The organism is Actinomycetes bacterium (assembly GCA_022396035.1).
Classification (GTDB): Bacteria; Actinomycetota; Humimicrobiia; order Humimicrobiales; family Humimicrobiaceae; genus Halolacustris.
The window spans coordinates 16,988-34,455 of record JAIOXO010000018.1; the positions used below are offsets into that span (position 1 = coordinate 16,988).

At 42.3% G+C, this 17,468-nt stretch carries 26 protein-coding genes; 6 read left to right on the plus strand and 20 right to left on the minus strand.

What is annotated here, in order from left to right; all coding sequences use genetic code 11:
* Positions 1 to 14: 14 nt before the first annotated feature.
* From K9H14_06430 to K9H14_06450, 5 genes are all read right to left on the minus strand, one after another.
* On the minus strand, positions 15 to 803 hold the full coding sequence (locus K9H14_06430; protein ID MCG9479832.1) for a TIGR02757 family protein: 789 nt from the start codon (positions 801 to 803) through the stop codon (positions 15 to 17).
* The gene (locus tag K9H14_06435) at positions 787 to 1,962 is read right to left on the minus strand and encodes an FprA family A-type flavoprotein (protein ID MCG9479833.1); all 1,176 of its coding nucleotides are present in this window, start codon (positions 1,960 to 1,962) and stop codon (positions 787 to 789) included. The genes K9H14_06430 and K9H14_06435 overlap by 17 nt, the downstream gene beginning before the upstream one ends.
* A gap of 88 nt (positions 1,963 to 2,050) precedes the next feature.
* On the minus strand, positions 2,051 to 2,566 hold the full coding sequence (locus tag K9H14_06440) for a ferritin (GenBank protein MCG9479834.1): 516 nt from the start codon (positions 2,564 to 2,566) through the stop codon (positions 2,051 to 2,053).
* A gap of 4 nt (positions 2,567 to 2,570) precedes the next feature.
* Positions 2,571 to 2,945, minus strand: a complete 375-nt coding sequence (locus tag K9H14_06445; protein ID MCG9479835.1) for a desulfoferrodoxin — start codon at positions 2,943 to 2,945, stop codon at positions 2,571 to 2,573.
* Positions 2,946 to 2,955: 10 nt separating this feature from the next.
* Positions 2,956 to 3,597 (minus strand): peroxiredoxin, encoded by a 642-nt coding sequence (locus tag K9H14_06450; protein MCG9479836.1) that lies wholly within the window; start codon positions 3,595 to 3,597, stop codon positions 2,956 to 2,958.
* A gap of 161 nt (positions 3,598 to 3,758) precedes the next feature.
* Here K9H14_06450 and K9H14_06455 point away from each other — a divergent pair, with 161 nt between their 5' ends.
* Complete coding sequence (locus K9H14_06455; protein ID MCG9479837.1) at positions 3,759 to 4,346, plus strand: hypothetical protein; 588 nt, start codon at positions 3,759 to 3,761, stop codon at positions 4,344 to 4,346.
* Here K9H14_06455 and K9H14_06460 read toward each other — a convergent pair.
* The 5 genes from K9H14_06460 to K9H14_06480 are packed head-to-tail and all read right to left on the minus strand — an operon-like array spanning position 4,343 to position 7,993.
* A complete protein-coding gene (locus K9H14_06460) occupies positions 4,343 to 4,534 on the minus strand; it encodes a hypothetical protein (protein MCG9479838.1) in 192 nt (63 codons plus the stop codon). The genes K9H14_06455 and K9H14_06460 overlap by 4 nt on opposite strands.
* 8 nt (positions 4,535 to 4,542) lie before the next feature.
* Positions 4,543 to 5,724: a molybdopterin-dependent oxidoreductase gene (locus tag K9H14_06465; GenBank protein MCG9479839.1), complete on the minus strand. Its 1,182-nt coding sequence runs from the start codon at positions 5,722 to 5,724 to the stop codon at positions 4,543 to 4,545.
* Complete coding sequence (locus K9H14_06470; GenBank protein ID MCG9479840.1) at positions 5,721 to 6,026, minus strand: hypothetical protein; 306 nt, start codon at positions 6,024 to 6,026, stop codon at positions 5,721 to 5,723. Before K9H14_06470 ends, K9H14_06465 begins: the two co-directional genes overlap by 4 nt.
* Before the next feature lies 1 nt (position 6,027).
* Complete coding sequence (locus tag K9H14_06475; protein MCG9479841.1) at positions 6,028 to 6,702, minus strand: FAD-dependent oxidoreductase; 675 nt, start codon at positions 6,700 to 6,702, stop codon at positions 6,028 to 6,030.
* Between the two features lie 7 nt (positions 6,703 to 6,709).
* A complete protein-coding gene (locus K9H14_06480; protein MCG9479842.1) occupies positions 6,710 to 7,993 on the minus strand; it encodes a hypothetical protein in 1,284 nt (427 codons plus the stop codon).
* Between the two features lie 156 nt (positions 7,994 to 8,149).
* Here K9H14_06480 and K9H14_06485 point away from each other — a divergent pair, with 156 nt between their 5' ends.
* Genes K9H14_06485 through K9H14_06500 form a run of 4 tightly spaced genes read left to right on the plus strand, consistent with a single transcriptional unit; the run spans position 8,150 to position 10,039 of the window.
* Positions 8,150 to 8,482: a hypothetical protein gene (locus K9H14_06485; protein MCG9479843.1), complete on the plus strand. Its 333-nt coding sequence runs from the start codon at positions 8,150 to 8,152 to the stop codon at positions 8,480 to 8,482.
* Positions 8,482 to 8,790: a DUF4405 domain-containing protein gene (locus K9H14_06490; protein ID MCG9479844.1), complete on the plus strand. Its 309-nt coding sequence runs from the start codon at positions 8,482 to 8,484 to the stop codon at positions 8,788 to 8,790. Before K9H14_06485 ends, K9H14_06490 begins: the two co-directional genes overlap by 1 nt.
* A gap of 45 nt (positions 8,791 to 8,835) precedes the next feature.
* Positions 8,836 to 9,396, plus strand: coding sequence for a sigma-70 family RNA polymerase sigma factor (locus K9H14_06495; protein MCG9479845.1), 561 nt, complete (start codon positions 8,836 to 8,838; stop codon positions 9,394 to 9,396).
* Positions 9,389 to 10,039, plus strand: a complete 651-nt coding sequence (locus K9H14_06500; GenBank protein ID MCG9479846.1) for a DUF5667 domain-containing protein — start codon at positions 9,389 to 9,391, stop codon at positions 10,037 to 10,039. Before K9H14_06495 ends, K9H14_06500 begins: the two co-directional genes overlap by 8 nt.
* Here K9H14_06500 and K9H14_06505 read toward each other — a convergent pair.
* The 9 genes from K9H14_06505 to K9H14_06545 all read right to left on the minus strand — a co-directional run bounded on the left by K9H14_06505 (position 10,033) and on the right by K9H14_06545 (position 16,436).
* Entirely contained in the window at positions 10,033 to 11,217 is a 1,185-nt protein-coding gene (locus K9H14_06505) for a M48 family metallopeptidase (GenBank protein MCG9479847.1), read from the minus strand. The genes K9H14_06500 and K9H14_06505 overlap by 7 nt on opposite strands.
* A complete protein-coding gene (locus K9H14_06510; protein ID MCG9479848.1) occupies positions 11,218 to 12,309 on the minus strand; it encodes a DUF362 domain-containing protein in 1,092 nt (363 codons plus the stop codon).
* Positions 12,310 to 12,365: 56 nt separating this feature from the next.
* Entirely contained in the window at positions 12,366 to 13,517 is a 1,152-nt protein-coding gene (locus K9H14_06515; GenBank protein MCG9479849.1) for a peptidoglycan DD-metalloendopeptidase family protein, read from the minus strand.
* 107 nt (positions 13,518 to 13,624) lie between these two features.
* A complete protein-coding gene (locus K9H14_06520) occupies positions 13,625 to 14,527 on the minus strand; it encodes a metal ABC transporter substrate-binding protein (GenBank protein ID MCG9479850.1) in 903 nt (300 codons plus the stop codon).
* Positions 14,487 to 14,672 carry a hypothetical protein gene (locus K9H14_06525; GenBank protein MCG9479851.1) on the minus strand — a complete coding sequence of 62 codons (186 nt, stop codon included), beginning with the start codon at positions 14,670 to 14,672 and terminating at the stop codon, positions 14,487 to 14,489. The genes K9H14_06520 and K9H14_06525 overlap by 41 nt, the downstream gene beginning before the upstream one ends.
* 66 nt (positions 14,673 to 14,738) lie before the next feature.
* Positions 14,739 to 15,017, minus strand: coding sequence for a diguanylate cyclase (locus K9H14_06530; GenBank protein ID MCG9479852.1), 279 nt, complete (start codon positions 15,015 to 15,017; stop codon positions 14,739 to 14,741).
* Positions 15,004 to 15,510, minus strand: coding sequence for an HD domain-containing protein (locus K9H14_06535; GenBank protein MCG9479853.1), 507 nt, complete (start codon positions 15,508 to 15,510; stop codon positions 15,004 to 15,006). The genes K9H14_06530 and K9H14_06535 overlap by 14 nt, the downstream gene beginning before the upstream one ends.
* Positions 15,511 to 15,566: 56 nt before the next feature.
* On the minus strand, positions 15,567 to 15,923 hold the full coding sequence (locus K9H14_06540; GenBank protein MCG9479854.1) for a YbaN family protein: 357 nt from the start codon (positions 15,921 to 15,923) through the stop codon (positions 15,567 to 15,569).
* A gap of 21 nt (positions 15,924 to 15,944) precedes the next feature.
* Positions 15,945 to 16,436: a flavodoxin domain-containing protein gene (locus tag K9H14_06545; protein MCG9479855.1), complete on the minus strand. Its 492-nt coding sequence runs from the start codon at positions 16,434 to 16,436 to the stop codon at positions 15,945 to 15,947.
* A 217-nt stretch (positions 16,437 to 16,653) separates the two neighbouring features.
* Between K9H14_06545 and K9H14_06550 the strand changes: the two genes are divergently transcribed.
* The gene (locus K9H14_06550) at positions 16,654 to 17,157 is read left to right on the plus strand and encodes a TIGR00725 family protein (GenBank protein MCG9479856.1); all 504 of its coding nucleotides are present in this window, start codon (positions 16,654 to 16,656) and stop codon (positions 17,155 to 17,157) included.
* Positions 17,158 to 17,267: 110 nt separating this feature from the next.
* Here K9H14_06550 and K9H14_06555 read toward each other — a convergent pair.
* The coding region (locus tag K9H14_06555) for a DUF1844 domain-containing protein (GenBank protein ID MCG9479857.1) at positions 17,268 to 17,468 on the minus strand (201 nt) is incomplete at its 5' end.

Genomic DNA, 17,468 nt, shown 5'->3' on the forward strand with positions numbered 1-17,468 from the left:
CAAAAAGTATAAAATCAAAAAATATATCCATCTTTCTTAATCCCCAGCCTGGTTAAGGCAAAATCGTATTTTATCGGGTCCCGGGGACAGATATTTTTAAAAGCAAGGGTTATCTCCATTGCGGTTTTCATGTCAGCCTGTTTTCTGCAGGTAAGTCCCAGCTGTTTGGATATCCTATGCATATGAACATCCAACGGCACTATAAGCTTGGAAGCTTCTATCCCCTGCCAGCCGCCAGGATCTACATCATCTTCTCTTACCATCCATCTCAGATAAAGATTTAGTCTCTTTAAGGCGCTACTGCCGCTAGCTGAAGGAAACAGGCTGTTACAAAAGCTCCCCGGCCTGCAGGTAACCCTGCTGATAAATTTCAACAGCGGCTGCAGCACATTCTCCTGGCGGACGCTGTAGCCTTCCAAAAAACAGTTATTAAGCGAACCATATTTTTTTAAGGCATTCCGGAGACAGGCCAGCATAAACTCTACTTCATCCTCTGTGGTAAACCGGTGCTTGAAACCGGAAAACATACCTTTTATATTACTGTCGCTTAAATCAAGCAAAAAATCATGGGGGGAAGGCCCCAGCCGGTCCAGTACAGCCGAAACACTTTTTATAATCTGGGCTACCCGACCGTAAGCCAGGGAAGAAGCAATAAAACCCACAATCTCCCTGTCTTCGGCACGGGGATAATTGTATAAAAACTGCAGAGGATCCGGACTTACATATTTTCTATGGTTATATCGGTCATAAAGCTTATCCAGCTTCTGTTTATCCACCATAACCGGCTTAATCCAGCTGGTCATGCTTGGTCTTGATCTCTGCAGCCAGATTATCCAGCAGATTAAAATCCTCTTCCCGGGGCAAGCCTTTTATTATTACCGGTTCCAGTATTTCTGCCTTCAGCGTGGAAACCAGATCAGCAATTATTTCCTTGGTTTTACCTCCCCATCCATAGGATCCAAACAGAGCCAGGTATCTGGTTTTGGGCCTTAAGGCTTTAATCAGGTAAGCAGCATATACCGCTGCCGGATGGGGCCCGGCCAGTACGGTAGGAGTAGCTAAAGCAATGGTTGCTGCATCCACTGTTGCCATGGCCAATTCTCCAATATCGGCGCCGGTTAGATTGAAAGTCTTTACCGTTATTCCCCTGTTCTCCAGCTCACCTTTAAAATGGTCCACCATTTCTTTGGTGCTTCCATGCATGGAAACATAGGCCAGTACTACCTCGTTCTTTACCTTATCCGAGGTCCAGTCCCGGTAAGCTTCAAGTATAAAATCGTAGTGGTTATAAATCTGGCCATGGCTGGGAGCTATAATATCCAGCTCCAATTGCTGAACTTTATCCAGATGCTTTTTGGCCAGATTGGCAAAAGGCATCATTATCTCTGCATAATACCTCTTGGCATTTTCGTAGATTAACTGCTGGTCGGTCACATAAAGGTCATCAAAGGAATAATGTGAACCCAGATAGTCGCATGTAAACAATATCTTATCCTGTTTAAGATAAGTAAACATAGTTTCCGGCCAATGAACCCAGGGGGCTATCATAAATTCCAGGGTTTTGTCTCCCAGGGAAAGCGAGGAGCCATCTTCTACCACCAAGAATTTTTCTTCTTCTATATGCAGCAGATCCATCAGCATCCCCTTACATTTTTCATTGGTTACCACTTTTGCTTCCGGATATTTTTCTAAGACATGAGGAATGGAACCCGAATGGTCCTGCTCGGCATGATTGGATATTACATAGTCTATCCGGTCTACGCCCAGCTGGTCCAGATGTTTAAAAAGCACATCCCTTTTAGCCGGATCTACGGTATCAATTAGTGCAGTTTTATCGCTCCCCTTAATTAAATATGCATTATAGGTAGTGCCATAGGGCAAAGGGATCAGCTCATCGAACAGCCTTCGGTCCGGATCCTTGGCCCCAACATAAAATATATTCGGCTTTATTTTCTCAGCCATATTCGCCTCCTGTAATATATTAAAATTATAATCGCACCATTTCGGGTGCGATTATAATATATAACTTTTTATATCTTTTTAAAAACCATTATTCTTCAGCAGAAGCAGGCGGGGTATACACCCTTTTGCCCAGTTCCTGGTCTATCATAAATAAACCATTTCCAGTATCACTTACCAGCTTGAGCTTTTTAACAATACCATCAGCAGTAGACTCTTCTTCAACCTGTTCCGCTACATACCATTGCAAAAAGTTGCTGGAAGCATGGTCTTTCTCATCTGCCGCCAGGTCTACCAGGTTATTTATGAGACTGGTAACCTTCTGCTCATGAGTATAAACATTTTCCATAACTTCCAGTGGGGATTTCCATTCTTTAGCAGGTGCCTGGATATCCGTTAAAGTTACTCTGCCGCCTCTTTCGTTTACAAAATCAAAGAACTTCATGGCGTGAAATAACTCTTCCTGGGCCTGAACCCTCATCCAGTTTGCAAAACCGGAAAGGTCCACAGACTCAAAATAAGAGCTCATAGCCAGATAAAGATATGAAGAATACATCTCTGCATTAATTTGCTCATTTATAGCTGTTTCCATTTTTTTACTAATCATTTATCTATCCTTTCCACAATCCATGAAGGTTACAATATTCTCTGGCATAGAGGTCCTTACTGTTTACACAGAATTCAGCCTCTGGTGCATCTCCCGGCTTTAGAAACTTCCGGTAAGTCTTATCGCCATCCATCAGTTCAATCCATTCAATATAGTGTTTCTCCTCCATGGGATGGGCTACACTGCCTACTTTGACTTTTACCATATCCCCGTTTCTTTCTATTACCGGGACATGTTTTTCTTTGGCAGCATCAACCGTATTTTCCTTAAACAGTTTCATCGGCTCTTCGCAGCAAACCAGCTCTCCGTCACCCTCATGGAGAACCTCCACTATATTGCCGCATACTTCGCATTTGTATATTTGCATTTTTTTGGTCATATCCTACCTCCTATATTTTTTTATGACAGAACCACCAGTCAAAGCAGTCATATTTCTTCATTCGGTCGCCAATAGCCCTTTCGTCGGTAGGAGGAGGAACAATAACCTCATCCTCTATCAGCTCATTATGGGGCCAGTTGGCAGGCATGGCTGCTCCATTTTTCTCTCCTACCTGGAAAGCCTCTATCATTCTTAATATTTCATCCATATTTCTTCCCAATTCCTGAGGATAATAGAGCATAGCCCTTATTTTGGCATTAGGATCAACAATTAATACCGCTCTAACCGTATTGGTACCCTTTCCTGGATGTATGAAACCCAATTTTTTGGATATAGTTCCGGTATCATCAGCAATTACCGGAAACTTGATTTCCACATCCAGATTTTCCTTAATCCACTGTATCCACTTTATATGGGAAAAAACCTGGTCAATACTTAGACCGATAAGTTCACAGTTCATTTTCTTGAATTGATCATACCTCTTTTGGAAAGCCACAAACTCTGTAGTGCATACAGGGGTAAAATCCGCAGGATGGCTGAAAAGAATAAACCATTTGCCTGCATAATCAAGGGGCAGCTTAATTTTACCATGGGTAGTTGATACTTCCATTTCGGGGAATACTTCGCCTATCAAGGGCATTCTCTCTTCCATTATTCCTCCTCAATTAAGAATAAATCTTAAATAATAATACATATTAATATAGCAGTCCCTTGAACTACTGTCAACAGTAATAATTATATTTCTAATATTATGTTGATTTCAACTAACCTAAAATTATGATAATTTAGAACTAAAATATAATAGGAGAAAAAATGAAAAGAACCATCCCTATATTTTTATTTTGGGCAATGCTTGCACTAATGCTATCCGGGTGTGCCCAACAATCCCCACAGTTACAATCCACCGATATAGACCAGTACTCCATCCAGGACATAAATATCGATGGAGACATATCCGAAAATGAATACCGGTATTCTTTAAATGACAGTGCCACCGGGCTTACTGTATACTGGTCCAATGATGACAGCAATGTGTACCTGGCAATAAGATACCAGGAACCAGGCTGGGTAGCGGTGGGTTTTAATCCCAGCTTTGCCATGAAGGATGCTAACATAATAATGATGGCCTTTCAGGACAGGCAGGCTATGGTAAGGGATGATTATGGTACCGGTAACTTCAGCCACCAGCAGGATGAGCAACTGGGCGGAACCAATGATATTGTAGAATATGCAGCTACCAGCGAAAGTTTTGAGCTGGTTATACCCCTGGACTCCCAGGACCAATACGACCAAGAATTGCAGCCGGGTAACAGCTACAAACTGATACTGTCCACCGGCAGCAGCTATGATTTTGATACCAAGCATTCAAAAAGATCAACAGCTACCATAAGCCTGGATTAGCCAAAATAAAAGATTAGAGCCAGGATAGCATGTATGGTGGCCAGGCTTATCCCCGCTATACCTGCAATCCGGTGAATCTTGTAATACACCTTTTTCCTCTTGATCCTGAAGCCAGCCAGGCCGATGAGGGCAACCAGTATTGAAAGATACGCGGTTATGCCCAGAGGCAGAATATAGCTGTAAATCATTATTTCTCCTATTCAAATCTCTGCTGGGGTTGGTCTCTTCCTGCATAATCAGACCAGCCCCTGCTTTCCCAATATCCTTTATAGTCATAATCTACAAATTCTATACGGTTAATCCATTTTGGCCACTTCATTCCATACTTGGCAGGCACCACCATCCTGACCGGAAAGCCATGCTCTGCACTGAGCTGACGGCCATTCATATGATAAGCAAGCATTACCCCCGGCTGCCGGGCTTCTTCTATGGTTATACTGGTTGAATATCCGTCCAGGCAGTAAAAAACTACTTCCACCGCCTGATCACTGTAGCCAGCCATATCCATAATATGGCTAAAAGGTACCCCGGTCCATATTGCATTGCCAATCAGGGAACCGCCCTGGGGATTGGAAATAGTTTCCAGCGTAGCATATACCGATTCCTGGGGCATATTTATAAGCTGCTGGTAATCCAGAGTCACGCTATTTGCCACCATCCCCTCTATCTCCAGGATCCAGTCCTGCTTATCAACCTCGGGTATAGGGCCTATAGCCAGGACAAACATACTCTGCTGGGAAACAAATTCCATCATTTCTTCATCCGGACCCTCTTTTATATCCGCCAGCTGCCTTAACTCTGAAATAAAATTAAACAGGACCGGATTTTTTACCCAGTTATAGGTGGGGCCGTTATCCTGCACAATTTTTAAAACCCCATCCTGGGAAGGCACCATATATTCCCCTTCCCTTTTCCACACCAGATAGATGCCCTTATACAGGTCATCTGCACTAAAATTGGCAGCATAAAGATCGGTAGCATATACAGTTACATCCTGTGCCTGATCCAGTAAGTCCAGATCAGCCATAATATGCTTAAGGTCTATTCCGGTATATTCAATATCCACTTCTTCGCCATCCGAGCGGACCCCGTGTATGGTTCTGGTTTCTGTCAGGTGTCCGTAGTTTTCAATAACCTGGCTAAAAGTTAGTTCTTTTTCATCCTTTAGTAAACCATTAAACAGCAACTTGTAATCAGGTATGGCCTGGGCAAATTGAACATCAGTTTCAATCTGGCTGATATCTATATCCTGGGGATTAAAACCAGCCGGCTCCTGCTGGTTTTTCTGCCTCTGGTTGCTGACAATAAAATAGGACAGGAAGGCCACCAGGGCTATTATGACCAATGTAATTGAAATGTAAAATAATTTCTTGTTCATGATAGGGCAAAATAAGTAAAACCAATTATAAAAATCAGTCCGCATAGAAGCAGCAACAAGTCCACGCTCCTGCCCTTGATTCTGTTCCTGGCCAAGGCAAACCTTATGCTTAGGCCGGCATGCATGGTTACCATCACCAGAAAACTGATATTTATATATACCTGGTGCAGCAAATTAGCAATGCCCCGGGTAAAGAAAGTAAAATAGCCTACCTGCCGGTAGCCGGTAATCATAAGTACTATAAATAAGGGCATGAGAAGGTAACCCAGGATCCGGTTAAGCTTTCGTAAAAATTTTTCCATATCAATCGTATCCAGGAAAGTAGTCTTTCTTTATATTCCGGTTCCCTATACCCTGATCCCTTAACTGCTGTTCAATACCTTTTACCATACCCATAGGGCCGGATACAAAATACTGCTTTTCACTGAAATCTTTTAGCCCCTGCTTCAAGTTATCTGAATCTATCCTGTCTGGGATTATGTTCATTTTAAAACTTTTTCTTCTACCCTCCAGTCCATCAAGTTCATCTTTGAAAACCGGAGGCTTATCTTGAGTAGCATAAAATAATTGTATATTCCCCATCTTTTCCCTGTAATCCAGGTCAAGTAGAATAGACCTAAAAGGGGTGATCCCTATTCCCCCGGCTATCATTACAGCTTTTCTCCTATATTCGGTTAACCTGAAATTTCCCCTGGGACCGGCAGACTGGATACTGTCCTGAGGCTTTAACTGCATCAGTTTCCGCTTAAAGGAGCTTCCCTCTTCTTCAAGTATTCTGGTAGTCACCATCACCACCTGCTCATGGGGAGCAGAAGCAATGGAAAAAAATCTTTTTATCCCCCTGCTGTCCGGATTTTCATGGGGCAGGATAAACTGCATATACTGCCCTGCCTGCCAGGTCAGGCTGCCCTGGGGACTGAATATAAATGAATATACCCCATCGGTATTTTTCATGCGTTTTTCTAAAATCAGCTTCACTTTTCTCCTAATCTTCTACAAGCCAGCCCACAAGATCTATGATCTGCTCTGAGCTGACTAAAGATGCGGTTTGTCTGCTCTGTAAATTATGTATCTGTATATCTGTATTTTCAACAAATTCATAATTGCTATCATAATTATATTTTAAATAAGCTACCTGTTCTCCGTGGGGAGAGAATATGGGTTTTGCCGCCCCCAGGTCAAATTCAGTAATCTTTTTATGTTGCTGCCCCTCCAAGACATATATATCCCCTGAAGGCATACTGTAAGCTAAGGTACCATACCGGGGAACCCCTACATAGCATAATTTACCCTCCGCAACATCAGGCTGCTGCTCCCTTAGCTGGGAATCGGAGGTCACCTGCTCTATGCTCTGCTCCTGAAGTATATAGCGGTATATATCTCCATCCTCTTCAAAATCTCCCAATATTTCAAATACTATGCTGTTTTCCCATAACCTGAAATTGGAAAAGCTCTGTACCTTCTCTACCTGATCAAAGTAGTCTACATCCATGATCTGGGTAATATCTGCAGATTCTAAATCCATCAGGTAAACCTCTTCATTTATGGAGTAAATGTCAGTCTCGTCCTGGGCTGAACTATAAAAGCCATGGTAAACTACTGCCAGTTGGCCATCAGGCAGAAAGAGTACCGGCTGCATGAAAGTTAATTTGGTAGCGCACATTCCTCCTATCCTGGGTATAACCTGTTTGACCTCTTTTGAATTCAGGTTATATACCTGTATCCAATCTGTATTATAGCTCTCGGCCCGGGGTTCTGGAGGAATATTTATCACCTCATAAGCCAGCATTGATCCATCCGGTGACCATACCGGTTGTCCATAAACCTGTTTCTGTTCACCTTCAATACCCTCCCGGGTATAATCAAATTCAACTATCTGCTCCAGATCGCCGGTTTTAGTATCTATTAACGATAGGCTTCTATAAGCGCCCCTCCCTCCTTCAAAAAAAGAACAAACCAGCCATCTACCATCAGGGGATACGCTGTATACCCTGCCCAGATTCCAGGGGTAATCTATATCCGAAAATATCAGTTCCCGGTCCGAGCCTTCAGTGCCTATACTATAAATATTGGCCACCCTGTGCTCAAAATGGGTGGACTGGGCATCGATGCCAATCTCCAGATATATTATTCTATATTCTGGCCCGGTTTCCTGAACTGCTGGTGGCTCTTCCTCCGGCTCCGGGGTCACCGGCTCAACTACCTGAGGGCTGCAGCCCACCAGCACTAAAAAAAGTATGGTCCATAAACCTGTAATTAATTTTTTCATCAATCAAAACCCTTTATAAGAGTTGACATATTAATTACATTATAACCATAAAATCAAAAGTCGAAAGCAATCAAATTTTAAAAAAATAAACTTATCCTAACAAAATCAGTCCCTCATACGTTTATATATAATAAACAGAGACGAAAGGAATATAAGATGATTAAGAAAACAGTAACAGCAGTGGCAATAGCAGCGGTAGTCCTTCTAAGTTCTGCGGGCTTTATATATGCCTACAATAATGAGAATCAGGAACAAAACCAGACCGCTTTTACCGACTGTATCTCCACCCAGGGCCAGGCTTTATGCCAGCAGGAACGCCATGAATGCAGATACCAGTACAACCAGGACGCTCAGGATTGTGAAGGGCAGTACCAGCAGCTTAGAAACCAGGAGAGATTAGCCCAAGACGGACAGTCCCAGCAGCCGCAACAGGAGTGCAACCAGTTAAGATCTAACCAGTCAGGCCAGAGCAGAAGGGGCAGAAAATAATGAGGTTGAAAATTAAGTTAAAAATAATTACCGATATTTTTTTACTATTTTTTGCACTTATCAGCGCCATAACCGGAGTCCTGCTGCTGGCCACCCCTTCCGGTCCCGGTACCCGGGCCGGGTTTGAGGTTGGCGCCAGTATACTGGATCTCACCTCAAAAAGTTCCTTGAAATTGTTCCATGACTGGAGCTCCATATTGCTCATAGCTATGGTTGTTTTTCACCTGATGCTTAACGGCAGCACCATAGCCTGTTACTTTAAGAAATATTTTAGGACGCTAAAGAATAATAGCTGTGAAAAGATATAAATAAATAAGGTATAATATCTGGTAAAAACAAAACAAACACAATCATTGGACAATTTAGACTTATACCTTAGACAGTATAGAAAAAGCAATGACCGGATCTGGTTTGAAAAGATTTACAACCGGTTTATGCCTCAACTCTTCCGGTACTGTTATTACCGTACCGGAAGTAAGCAGGAAGCAGAAGATCTCTGTAGTGAGCTGGCCTTAAGGGCTTACAATAACCTGGGCCGTAAAAAATTTAACAGCCGGCAATTTTTTGGGTGGCTTTATCGGGTAGCCAGAAATCTGCTCATCGATTATTACCGTAAACAGGGCAGGTCAGCCGTGCAGTCCCCTCCGGATAAAGAGCAAGTATCCAGTGAAAACAGTGGTTTAATTGATAACAGCCCTTATCTTTCTATTGAACTGGGAATAAAAAATGAAAAACTGTTTAAAGCCATGTCCAGGCTCACCGATCTGCAGAGAGAGGTAGTAATTTTAAAATTTATAGAAGATTTTGACTATAAACTGATATCCAGGATAACCGGTAAAAGGCAGAATACCTTAAGGGGCATCGTATTCAGGGCCCTGGATGGCTTAAAAAGATATATGCAGGAATATGAATAAAAAACATATACAAAATATAACCGACAAATGCCTGAGCCTTATGGAAAAAGGCTACAGCCTGTCATACTGCCTTGAAAAATACAGCTACTGCCGGGACACTCTGGAACCTTACCTTAAAACTGCGATGCAGACTAAGGGCTTAAAGTCACTGCAGCCTGATGAAAATTTCAGGAAGTCTACTTTGCAGCACATATTAAGTCAGGTTCCGCAAAAAAGACCCGGGCCAAGATGGCTCAAGCCGGCAATTGCTTTTATTGCTGCGTTTATGATTGTCTCTTTCTCTTTTGCCGGCACCGCTTATGCATCCCAGGACAGTATACCCGGGCAGGCGTTTTATCCGGTTAAAAGAACCGTAGAAGAGGTGCAGCTATTTATTTATCCCCCTGCTCAAAAGGCAAAACTTCACCTTAATATGCTAAACAGGAGAATAGAAGAAGCCAGACAGGTTATGGCATCCGAAGATACTCCCCAGCAGCTGGCTGACCAGGTTATGCAAAATATTGACCAACAATACGGCCAGTGCAAGCAATATGGATGCCTGTCTGCAGAAAACCAGGACCAGATTATAGAAGATATTGAAAGCATAAACAGCCGATATCAGAAACGATACGGCCAGAAAAACCAAAACCGGCATAATCAGTAGGCGCTATCAACCATTCTTATCCTCTCCATTATGGGAGGATGGCTGTACCACAGGTATCTGATTAAGGGATGGGGCTCTACATTAGAGTAATTAGTCTGGGCCAAATTTACAAACAGCCCTGCCACGGCCTGAGGATCACTGGTGAGCTCCAGCGTTATCAAGTCAGCCTTTCTTTCAAAGTTACGGGATATAAGATTCTGAACCGGGGCAGTAACGGTGGATAACAAAATATATACTACAATAACTATCATTACCCTGGTCAGTACCTGCCCGCCCAGACTCCGGGTAACCCAATAGGCTATCGCCATAAATAAAAAGAAGACCGGTACCGAAACGAGAAACCATTTAACCAGGTGCTTTGACTTCCAGTGTCCCATTTCGTGAGCTATAACCGCCAGTACCTGTCCGGAACTAAACCTGTTAAGCAGGTTGTCATAAATGACAATTCTTTGGGTTCTGCCCAGTCCGGTAAAGTAAGCATTGGCCTTTACTGTCTTCCGGCTGGCATCAGCTACCAGAACCTGATCTATATTTATACCCGCCTTATCGCCCATCTGTTTTATACTGGTTACCATTTTCTGGTCTTCAAGAGGCTTAAAATTATAAAAGAGCGGATCAATTATCAAAGGATATAATATGGTCGCAATTAGGGAAAACAGCACCAGGGTCACCCAGGCCAGCAGCCACCAGCTCCGGGGAAAATGGCCGATTAAAAAATACAGCCCGCAGTAACCGGCAAAAGAGATAAGAAAGGATACCATAACCGACTTGCCATAGTCCAGCAACCAGGCTCCAAAGGATTGGTTAGATAACCCAAAACTTTTTTCAATTAGAAAGCCCCTCCACCAGCTCAGGGGAAAAGTAGCTGCATACATTATTACAAGAAACAAGGCCAGAAATATAATAGCTTTTATGGTCCGGTAGTTGCCTGCCCTGGCTATCCATAAAAAAAGAAAAACAAAGCCTGCCCAAATTATTTTATTCAAAATATATGGCAGCCACTTTACAGCATTGTAATCAGCAGCTTTTTGCAAAAATGGTGTTCCAAACAGGCTAACTGCTTCATTGCTGTAAGCTGGTTTTACCCCCACCCCGAATATAAGTGTAATCAGCATCAAAACGCCATAAAGGCACAATATTGTCCATAAAAAAGAAGCTGCCATGTTTTTTGGGCCCATCTACTTTATTTCTTCCATATTATAATGGTTATTTCCCAGTCCCCGGTCTTTTAGCTTTTGTATCTGTAGGAAGGGGTCCTTGCCATGGATTTTTTCAAACAGATGATCCCCCGGGGTCAGCTTTCTTCCCTCAGGCAGAGAACCGGGCAGAAGCTTATCGTCATCTATTAAATCCAGGGAAGCCTGCTCGATAGCCACCATGTCATCAGAGGCCAGTATGCCTATGTCCGGTACCAGAGAAGGAGTGGAAAGGCCCCAGCAGTCACAAAGAATAGTTATATTAAGCAAAAAATTTATATAGTAAACACTATCCGGTTCAAATGTTTCCAGCACCTTCTGGGTAGCTATGGCCATGCCTTCCTGGAAATCCTCATATTTTTTTCCCTCCAGTGTTAGGGCTTCATTGGGGCATACATCTATGCAGTGCTGGCAGTAAGTACAGTGATGGTAAAATATCTCATAGTTGCCATCATCATCAAATTTGTTGGCACTATAACGGCATGAATCCACACAGGCATTACAATGGTCACACAGATCCTTATTCCAGTTTATTCCGCCTTCCAATGCATGGATATCCCCTCTGGTTTTTCTGGTAACGCATCCCATAGCAATATTTTTGCAGGCCCCGCCATAGGCGCAGACCCCATGGCCCTTTACATGGGAAAAATCTATTAAAACATCTGCATCCTGTATATGTCCTGCTATCTGTACTTGGTCCAGAGTTTTAAAATCAACCGGATGGTTATAATAGTATTTATCAAAAAGCCCGGTAGTGGATATAAGGGGAACACCCAGAACCGCCTCTCCATATCCCCTGTCTTTGGCACAGGTTACCGAGGATTCCAGGTCAGTTATAAACACCTGGCCTCCTGCTTTTTTCAGCTGGTCTACTATAATTTTTACAAATAATGGATGGATGGTGGTATAACCAAGATTGGTGCCCAGGTGCATTTTCAGGGCAACCGATTTATCTTCTACCATATCTTTTAAATCCAGGGATTGGAGCAGCCTGGTCAGTTTGGCCGGAAGTGTAGCCTTAGCGTCAAGCTGATCATAGTTTACAGAAGCAAACTTTACTAAAGATTTTTTCATAATTTTACCCCTCCTATTTTTGTATATATTTTACAACAAACTCTTTTATAAAAAAATTACAGGTAATTTGAGGGATTCTGGCAGACTCCGTTAACTCTTACTTCAAAATGAAGATGGGGGCCGGTGGTCCAGCCAGTGGTACCTACATAACCTATTGTCTGACCTCTTTTAACCTCCTGACCGGCGGAAACCGCAAAACCGGAAAGATGGGCATAGAAAGTAGCCACCCCTCCACCGTGATAGATAAGCACTGAATAGCCATAACCTCCCACATGGGCTGCCTGTATTACCTGTCCTCCATCCGCAGCAATTACCGGGGTACCGGAATCACAGGCTATATCTACCCCCGAATGAAGCCTGGTGGCCCCGAATATGGGACTGCTCCGGTAACCAAATCCTGAAATCAGAATACCATTGGTAGGCCAGGCCAGTCTGCCGCTGGGTGCATTTCCATAGCGATAGCTTTCCAGAGTCTTCTTTATTTCCGCTTCTTTGGCTGCCAGCTGTTTTTCCATGGCCAGCAGAGTATTTTTATTAGCTATAGTTTCAGATAAGAGTTCTTTTTTTTGCTCATAAATTCCTTCAATATCTTCTTTTTTGCTCTCCTGGCTTTCTATCAGACTTTCTAAATCCTGTTTCTGGTTTTCCAGCACCTGATTAAGTTTTAATATATTGTTCTTTATATTTATGATGGCTTGCCTTTTAACCTTAACCTCCTGGATAATCTTCGCATCCTGGTCTGCAATCATGGTCATCATCTTAAATTTGGACACAAAATCCATAAAACTTTCAGAATTCAGGACAACTTCTATCAAGTTGATGTCTTTATGTTTGTATATGCTGGATACCCTGCTATTAAGTATCTCCACCCTGTGTTGAAGATCCTGTTCGGTTTGTTTTAGTTCTTTTTGATTGATCTCCAGTTCCAGACTGGTTTTATTTATCTCTGCCTCAAGAGCATTCAGTTCCTGGTTTAATTGTTCCAGTTGCTCCAGTACTGCTACCATTTCCTGTTCGACAGACTCTATCTGTCCCAGATACTGCTGCTCTTTTATTTTTTCCTGTTCAATCTGTTTGCTGGTATTTTCCTTTTCCTGTTGGACCTGATCCAGCTTTTCCTCCAGGTTTTCAGCTAACAGCTGCTGGGGCAATAGCACCAGGGATAAAGTTATAATTATCGATATAAAAATTGTGGAGGTTTTTCTCATTTTACTTTTATGTATTATATAAGTAAAAAATATACTATTATCTTAATATTTTTATACAAATTAATAATACAACCTTGGTAACATTTGTCAACAAAGAAGGTGAGGTATTAATCTAAACCCTTGCTAAGCTGGTCCAGATTATAATGCATAAGCTGGATGTAGGAATCCCTTCCCCCGGCTCCCCCCAGCGGGTCCAGTACCAGTATTTGTAACTCCAGATCTTGGGCCAAGTAATTAACCATATCTGCAGAAAGCTGGGGCTCTATAAAAATGGTATCAATTCCGTATTGCCTGACCGTTTCATATAGTTCTATAACATAATCGGGGGCAGGTTCTTTGCCCGGGAAAGGCTCCACAGACATCACCTGAACTATATTTAAGTCCCGGGCCAGATAACTCCAGGCATCATGAAAAGCAATAAACTCTCTCTTTTTAAATTTCTCAGCATCATTTTCACCCCGGGTTTCCAGGCTTTTTAGCTCTTGTAAATATTTTTGCTTATTTTCCTCAAATTCTTCCCTGTACTGGGGAAAAGACTGGATAAGCTGATCAGTAATATTTTCCACTATTATCATGGAATTGGAAATAGAAAGCCATATATGAGGATTGGCTATATTATCTTCTCTGATCAAATCTATCCGGTCGTTCACCTCTACTACAGCGGTATCCATTCCCAGCCCTGCTATGGTGTCATCCAGCCAGTCATCCAGTCCCAGACCCACCTTAAATGCAATCTCTGCTCCCTGCAGCTGTTTCACCCGGTCAGGGGTCAATTCAAAGGTGTGGGGGCTCTCTCCAGGCTGTATAATATAAACCACTTCCAGCCTGTCTTCAGCAATATTTCTGGTAATATCATAAAGGGGATATATAGTAGTAAGGACTTTTAAGCTATCCTGTTGCTGGATTTGCCGGCTGCAGGAAATAGCTGGCAGCAACAAAGAAATTAGCAGTATGCACAGCCCGGCAATGCTAACTTTTAATTTTTCTTTTGTATTTATACATTTTTTCATCAGCGATCCTTATGCACTCGTCGATATCCTGTTTTTTAACCATGGTTATTCCCCAGGCTAAAGATACCAGGTCATTTTTAGCTTTTATTTTATCATCCATCCTTGCTATAGCCTCCCCGGCCGGGCTTATGCTGCTGTCGGCCATCAATAACAAAAATTCATCTCCGCCTCACCTGAAAGCGGTATCCAGCCCATTTCTTAGGTCATTGGTTTAAATCTGTCCAAGTTCTACCAATAGCTGATCGCCCTGATTGTGCCCTAAACGGTTATTCACTGTTTTGAAATTATTTATATCCTTCACTGCCGGTACCAGCTTGTAGCCAATCCGGGCAGCCCTGTTTATTTTCTTGCTGATTATCTGGTAGAAATAATGGCGATTATAAAGCGAGGTTAGCTGGTCCTGTAATATCTTTTCGGCTACCGGCTCTGCATTAATGCTTATATGTTTATACTTTATGAACTCATCCATAACTTTGTTATCTATCCTCACCTAAGTATATTTGCCGGGCAAGTTTATTGCCGGTTTCAGTAATAAATAATTCCTCAATAAGCTCATTTTTCTTTTCATTATTTTTTTGGCTATAGTGGGCAGCAAAGTTTACCAGCCAATCAGCATCCCATATTATGTGGAAATTAATAGTGTCTATAACCCCCCGGGTGTGATGGCTGCCTACTATATCACATACTTCTGAAATCAAATCCTGGCTTGCCCCTGCTTCCTCCAAAATCTTTCTGGCAACAGGAGGACCTTCTATCTGCTGATATTTGCCGGCATAAGAATTATATTTTTCCATGCTTTCCAGCAAGCCGATATCATGCAGAAGAGCTGAAGCAATAATTACCTCCCTGTCTCCCCCTTCTTTTTTCATTATTTGCCTGGCATATCCCAAAACTTTCCTGGTATGCTCGATGTGTTCAGGATGCTGATTAAAATATTGCTCCATCTCTGTAGTTACTTTTTTTTCCAAATCACTGATCTCCATGTATTCTCCTTCTTATTTAAAAATTTCTCTTACATAAAAAATTTGCCTATACATTATTACAGGGTTTTTAATCTGAGCAGATGAACGGTTACTCCAATGGCTACTAATACCAGTATTATTCTAACCCATATAATACTGGTAGCAAAAATTGCAGAGCTTAAAATGGTTGCCCACAACAGTATAAGAGCAACTAGCTTGGCCCTGGCTTCAATACCCCTTTTCTCTCTGTAATCCTTAATATATTTACCCAGGATTCTGTGGTTCAGCAGCCAGTTGTAGAATTTTCTGGATCCCTTTGCATAGCAGGCTGCAGACAACAGCAGAAACGGGGTAGTGGGTAAAATTGGTAAAAAAATTCCTACCACCCCTATACTTAAAAACAGGGTGCCCGAAGAGAGAGCGACATATTTTATCCACTTTTTTTCTGTAATCATCTATTCATCTTTTATTCCATCATTTAAAACAGCAGCAAAATTATCTATGTTTTCAGGTAAAAGCCTGGAAACATCCTGATCGGTTTTAAGCATCTTTTTCATCATTCCCCTGAACAGAAAATTCAGCTTCTTAAGCTCTATTTCTCCCCCGAAAAAACCTCTGGCTATTGCCCTTTCTACCAGCTGGGTCCCAAACCCGTCTTCCATTTGCTTTTCTGCCTGTTTCCCATGCTCCAGGCAGCAAAGAAAAAGCCCAACCTTCTTATTCAGTAAAGTATCCAAATTCTTCTTAACATAGCCGGCCACTTCCTTATTTATTTTACCGGCCATAATGGAACCGCCTATTATGATTTGGCTATATGGCTCCAGAGCTATATCCTTAGATCTGGCCAGGTTCTTTACATCCACCTGTCCCTTTATTTTATCCGACAGTTGATTTGCACATTTTTCAGTGCATCCGTATCTGGTAGCATACAGTATCAAGGTTGACATAGTCTTCCCCTTTTTATAATGTTTTGTAACTATTTTAGCTAATAAAGGATAATAATTAAAACTAATTTTGTACAGGCAAGCTATCCCAAAGTTACGGTTACTCCCTGTGGTAGTTTGCAGCCTGTCTATAATTTTTATAGCTATAAAATTATGTTAATATGATTATCTGAATAATATTTGGGTATTATTTCTTAAATTTAAAGTTGAGGGGAAGGCTATGCTGGAAAAAACCAAACAGTTAATAAAAATATCAGTAATCGGAGGCAGCAGAATAAAACCGGGAAGCCCTGTCTATAATGCTGCCTTTAAAGTCGGCCAGAACATTGCCAGCAGCGGAGCAATACTGGTCTGTGGCGGCCTTACCGGTGTAATGGAAGCTGCCTGCAGGGGGGCCAAGGACAAAGGAGGGTTAACCATAGGCATACTCCCCTCTACCGATAAAGCCTCTGCTAACCAGTGGGTGGACATACCTATTCCTACCGGCCTGGGTTATGCCAGGAATTCACTGGTAGTACTTTCCGGAGATGCAGTAATTGCAATAGACGGAGCAGACGGAACCTTATCAGAAATTGGTTATGCCCTTACCTTCAGTAAACCCTTGATCGGACTGAATACCTGGAACATAGAACCGTGCGGCAGTGTAGCTGCTCCCAGAATAATACCGGCTGCATCACCTGCGGAAGCAGTAGCCAAAGCTATGGACTGCGTTATAGACCGATAAACTTGTCGCCTCCAGCAGCCATCAGGTAAAAATTATTACCATATCCGGTTAAGGTAAAAGAAAGAACTATATGCCGGTCTTTACCCGGCCTGGCCGGATATGGTATTTTTCTATTTAAATATCTTTACAAAGTTGAGCTGGAGATTGGAAAGAGAGGAATTAAGGTTTTCCCTTTCTTCCGCTGAAAGCTCGTCATTTACCACTTTTAACAGTGAATCAAAAGCATCAACTGCCAGCTTGGCATCCTCCTGGTTTTTAAACCGGTCATTGGTTCCTGCCGGCAATCCCATCTTCTTATAGGCCAGACTGGA

Coding starts and splice junctions, on each gene's coding strand:
- K9H14_06430 (MCG9479832.1), bottom strand. CDS start 803: ATGACCAGCTGGATTAAGCCGGTTATGGTGGATAAACAGAAGCTGGAT.
- K9H14_06435 (MCG9479833.1), bottom strand. CDS start 1,962: ATGGCTGAGAAAATAAAGCCGAATATATTTTATGTTGGGGCCAAGGAT.
- K9H14_06440 (MCG9479834.1), bottom strand. CDS start 2,566: ATGATTAGTAAAAAAATGGAAACAGCTATAAATGAGCAAATTAATGCA.
- K9H14_06445 (MCG9479835.1), bottom strand. CDS start 2,945: ATGACCAAAAAAATGCAAATATACAAATGCGAAGTATGCGGCAATATA.
- K9H14_06450 (MCG9479836.1), bottom strand. CDS start 3,597: ATGGAAGAGAGAATGCCCTTGATAGGCGAAGTATTCCCCGAAATGGAA.
- K9H14_06455 (MCG9479837.1), top strand. CDS start 3,759: ATGAAAAGAACCATCCCTATATTTTTATTTTGGGCAATGCTTGCACTA.
- K9H14_06460 (MCG9479838.1), bottom strand. CDS start 4,534: ATGATTTACAGCTATATTCTGCCTCTGGGCATAACCGCGTATCTTTCA.
- K9H14_06465 (MCG9479839.1), bottom strand. CDS start 5,724: ATGAACAAGAAATTATTTTACATTTCAATTACATTGGTCATAATAGCC.
- K9H14_06470 (MCG9479840.1), bottom strand. CDS start 6,026: ATGGAAAAATTTTTACGAAAGCTTAACCGGATCCTGGGTTACCTTCTC.
- K9H14_06480 (MCG9479842.1), bottom strand. CDS start 7,993: ATGAAAAAATTAATTACAGGTTTATGGACCATACTTTTTTTAGTGCTG.
- K9H14_06485 (MCG9479843.1), top strand. CDS start 8,150: ATGATTAAGAAAACAGTAACAGCAGTGGCAATAGCAGCGGTAGTCCTT.
- K9H14_06490 (MCG9479844.1), top strand. CDS start 8,482: ATGAGGTTGAAAATTAAGTTAAAAATAATTACCGATATTTTTTTACTA.
- K9H14_06500 (MCG9479846.1), top strand. CDS start 9,389: ATGAATAAAAAACATATACAAAATATAACCGACAAATGCCTGAGCCTT.
- K9H14_06505 (MCG9479847.1), bottom strand. CDS start 11,217: ATGGGCCCAAAAAACATGGCAGCTTCTTTTTTATGGACAATATTGTGC.
- K9H14_06510 (MCG9479848.1), bottom strand. CDS start 12,309: ATGAAAAAATCTTTAGTAAAGTTTGCTTCTGTAAACTATGATCAGCTT.
- K9H14_06515 (MCG9479849.1), bottom strand. CDS start 13,517: ATGAGAAAAACCTCCACAATTTTTATATCGATAATTATAACTTTATCC.
- K9H14_06520 (MCG9479850.1), bottom strand. CDS start 14,527: ATGAAAAAATGTATAAATACAAAAGAAAAATTAAAAGTTAGCATTGCC.
- K9H14_06525 (MCG9479851.1), bottom strand. CDS start 14,672: ATGGCCGACAGCAGCATAAGCCCGGCCGGGGAGGCTATAGCAAGGATG.
- K9H14_06535 (MCG9479853.1), bottom strand. CDS start 15,510: ATGGAGATCAGTGATTTGGAAAAAAAAGTAACTACAGAGATGGAGCAA.
- K9H14_06545 (MCG9479855.1), bottom strand. CDS start 16,436: ATGTCAACCTTGATACTGTATGCTACCAGATACGGATGCACTGAAAAA.
- K9H14_06550 (MCG9479856.1), top strand. CDS start 16,654: ATGCTGGAAAAAACCAAACAGTTAATAAAAATATCAGTAATCGGAGGC.